General features: G+C 70.0%; 5 protein-coding genes. 2 read left to right on the forward strand and 3 right to left on the reverse strand.

Annotation, left to right across the window (positions count from 1 at the left end; genetic code table 11):
* Positions 1–370, forward strand: a 370-nt coding sequence (locus IBL25_RS25120; RefSeq protein WP_187781186.1) for a Smr/MutS family protein, incomplete at its 5' end; no start/stop codon positions are given.
* Positions 367–720, forward strand: a complete 354-nt coding sequence (locus IBL25_RS25125) for a helix-turn-helix domain-containing protein (protein WP_187781187.1) — start codon at positions 367–369, stop codon at positions 718–720. The genes IBL25_RS25120 and IBL25_RS25125, both read left to right, overlap by 4 nt.
* Before the next feature lie 16 nt (positions 721–736).
* Here the strand turns inward: IBL25_RS25125 and IBL25_RS25130 are convergent, their stop codons facing one another.
* From IBL25_RS25130 to IBL25_RS25140, 3 genes are all read right to left on the reverse strand, one after another.
* Positions 737–982, reverse strand: coding sequence for a hypothetical protein (locus IBL25_RS25130; RefSeq protein WP_187781188.1), 246 nt, complete (start codon positions 980–982; stop codon positions 737–739).
* 149 nt (positions 983–1,131) lie between these two features.
* Positions 1,132–2,961, reverse strand: a complete 1,830-nt coding sequence (typA, locus tag IBL25_RS25135) for a translational GTPase TypA (RefSeq protein ID WP_187781189.1) — start codon at positions 2,959–2,961, stop codon at positions 1,132–1,134.
* Positions 2,962–3,213: 252 nt separating this feature from the next.
* Positions 3,214–3,482, reverse strand: a 269-nt coding sequence (locus IBL25_RS25140) for a hypothetical protein (RefSeq protein ID WP_187781190.1), incomplete at its 5' end; no start/stop codon positions are given.

Raw genomic sequence — 3,482 nt, forward strand, 5'->3', positions numbered from 1 at the left:
GGCCCTGGCCCCACGCATCGCGCCGGTGCATGTGGGGCAGCCGCCCGCCGGGCTGGACCGCTCCCGCTGGCGCGACCTGCACCGGGGCCGCACCCGGCCGGAGCGCACGCTGGACCTGCATGGCCGCCGGGCGCAGGACGCCTACCATGCCGTGCGCGCCTTCCTGCACGCCGCCCAGGCCGATGGGCTGCGTTGCGTTGCCGTTGTCACCGGCAAGGGCCCCATGCCGGAAGGCGGCGTGCTGCGGCGGGAATTCCCCCATTGGCTGAATGCGCCCGACCTGCGCCAGATGGTGCTGGGCGCCGCCTATCCGCATGCCTCCAACCAGGGTGCGGTGCATCTGCTGCTGCGCCGCCGCCGCCTGCCATGACCCCCTTCGGCGCCCGCCTGCGCGCGCTGCGGGAGGAGCGGGGGGTGACCCTCTCCGGCCTCGCGGCGGCCTTGCAGGTCTCGGCGGCCTATCTCTCGGCGCTGGAGCATGGGCGGCGCGGCCTGCCTTCCGCCGGGCTGATCCATCAGGTGAACGAGTATTTCGGCCTTTGGGACGATGAGATGACGCGGCTGGCCCGCCTGTCCCATCCCCGCGTGGTGCTGGACACCGCCGGGCTTCCCCCGGAAGCGACCGAGATGGCGAACCGGCTGGCGCTGCGCATCCGCAGCCTGAGCCCGGCGCAGATCGCCGCTATCCGCGCCGTGGTGGAGGAAGGCCAGAAGGGCTGAGCAGCTCCGCCCGGCCTCAGGGGTTCCTGACGGGGATGCCGCTGCTGTCCCGGTCCGGAATGCTGCTGTCGCTGAGGTCGCCCGTGCCACCCGGGGCGGTGGAGTCGCCCGGCTGCACGGTGCGGCCGGCGAAGGGCAGCACACGGGTTTCCGGCCCGCGCGCATCGGTGCCGATATCCGGCTGGGCACGCCCGGGCCGGCCACCTTCCAGCGGCACGCTGCAGCCGGTCAGCAGGACAAGACAGGCCAGGACCCTGAACATGCGCCACGCCCCTTTTCGTCATGAAAGACGAAGGGAAGAATGCAGTCGGCCTCCACAGGTTGCCGCGGCCAGGCCGGGGCACGCCCATGCGGCGGGCGATGACGCGGCGCATGAAAAAAGCGGCCCGGTTGCCCGGGCCGCCTTGTTCCTTACGCCGCCTCGCTGTCGGAGCGACGCGCGTGCTTCTTGCGCTCATTGGGGTCGAGGTAGCGCTTGCGCAGGCGGATGGCCGAGGGCGTCACCTCCACCAGCTCGTCGTCCTCGATATAGGCGATGGCCTGCTCCAGCGACATGCGGCGCGGCGGCGTCAGCAGCAGGGCCTCGTCCTTGCCGGCGGCGCGGACGTTGGTCAGCTTCTTTTCCTTGATGGGATTCACGTCGAGGTCGTTCTCGCGCGAATGCTCACCCAGGATCAGGCCGGTATAGACCTTGGCGCCGGGGTCCACGAAGAGCGTGCCACGCTCCTGCAGCGAGAAGAGCGCGTACTGCACCGCCTCGCCATCGGAGTTGGAGATCAGGGAGCCCTTGATGCGGCCCTCGATCGGCCCGGCCCAGGGCTGATAGCCCAGGAACAGGCGGTTCATCATGCCGGTGCCACGCGTGTCCGTCATGAACTCGCCGTGGTAGCCGATCAGCCCGCGCGAGGGGATGTGGAAGGTCAGGCGCACCTTGCCGCCGCCGGAGGGACGCATGTCCTGCATCATGCCCTTGCGGAGCGAGAGCTTCTCCACGACGACGCCCGAGTATTCCTCATCGACGTCGATGACGGCTTCCTCGTAGGGCTCTTCCTTCTCGCCCGTCTCCGGGTTGACCTGCGTCAGCACGCGCGGGCGGCCGATGGTCAGCTCGAAGCCCTCGCGGCGCATGGTCTCGATCAGCACGCCGAGCTGAAGCTCGCCGCGGCCGGCCACCTCGAAGGCGTCCACTTCCTCGGAGACCTTCACGCGGATGGCGACATTGCCCTCGATCTCCTTGAACAGGCGATCGCGGATCTGGCGCGACGTGACCTTCTTGCCCTCGCGGCCGCCCAGCGGGCCGTCGTTGATGCGGAAGGTCATGGTCAGGGTCGGCGGATCGATGGGGATCGCCGGCAGCGGCGCCGCCACCTCGGGGGAGGCGATGGTGTCGGGGATGGTGGCGTCCGAGAGGCCGGCGATGGCGCAGATGTCGCCCGCCTGCACCTCATCGACCGGCACGCGGTCGAGGCCCGAGAAGGTCATCAGCTTGGTCAGGCGGCCCGTCTCGACCACCGTGCCGTCCTGGCGCAGCACGCGCACCGGCATGTTGGTCTTGGCCACGCCCTGCTCGATGCGGCCGGTCAGGATGCGGCCCAGGAAGCTGTCGGCCTCCAGGATGGTCGCGTTCATGGCGAAGGGGGCGTTCAGGTCCACCTTCGGCGCCGGCACGTGGCTCAGGATCAGGTCGAACATCGGCGACAGGTCCTTGCGGGGACCGTCCATCGTCAGGTCGGCCCAGCCCTGGCGGCCGGAGGCGAACATGGTGTGGAAGTCGAGCTGCTCGTCCGAGGCGCCGAGGGCGGCGAAGAGGTCGAAGACCTCGTTCAGCACCTCATCGGCGCGGGCGTCCTGGCGGTCGACCTTGTTGATGACCACGATCGGCTTCAGGCCGCGGGCCAGCGCCTTGGTCAGCACGAACTTGGTCTGCGGCAGCGGGCCCTCGGCGGCATCGCAGAGCACGATGGCGCCATCGACCATGCTCAGGATGCGCTCCACCTCGCCGCCGAAGTCGGCGTGGCCCGGGGTGTCGACGATGTTGATCTTGACGCCCTTCCACTCGACGGCGGTGGACTTGGCGAGGATGGTGATGCCGCGCTCACGCTCCAGGTCGTTGCGGTCCATGGCACGTTCCGCCACCGCCTGGTTGGCGCGGAAGGCGCCAGCCTGCTTCAGCAGATTATCGACGAGCGTCGTCTTGCCATGGTCGACGTGGGCAATGATGGCGACGTTGCGCAATTCCATTCGGCGGGCAGTCCCGAGGCTGCGCCGCCTGAGCATACGGCCCGGCACCCTGGCCACCAGAGAGGGTGGCCGGGTCGGGCAGGAGCGGTCGGGCGGCTTGTTGTGTGGCGCACAAATAGGGGTTCGGAGGTCAAAAAGCGAGCGTTAACGACACGAACACCCCGGTAAGTGGCGCAGGGCAGCCCCGACTCGTGGATCTGCAACGCCCCGGTGCTTCCGGGCGGCACCGGGGACTCGGCCCAGGGGGAGGGCTCAGAGCCGGTAGATGGTCTTGCGGGCGCCGCCCATGTCATTGGGGCTGAACTGGTCCACCACGCACATATGCATCGCCGGGCGCAGCGTCTGCGGCGTGCTGAGCGGGTTGTTCAGGCGCGGCCGGGCCTGGTGCTTCGGGCCGCCGGCGCGCGGCTCCAGGTCCGCCACCCGGCGGTGGCCGGGCATGCGGCCCGAAAGGCCCATCTCGGGGCAGCCCGGCGTCTCGGGGGCGAGCCGGGTGCCGATATCCGTGGCGCCGGCCAGGG

Source organism: Pseudoroseomonas ludipueritiae (assembly GCF_014490445.1).
Classification (GTDB): Bacteria; Pseudomonadota; Alphaproteobacteria; order Acetobacterales; family Acetobacteraceae; genus Pseudoroseomonas; species Pseudoroseomonas ludipueritiae.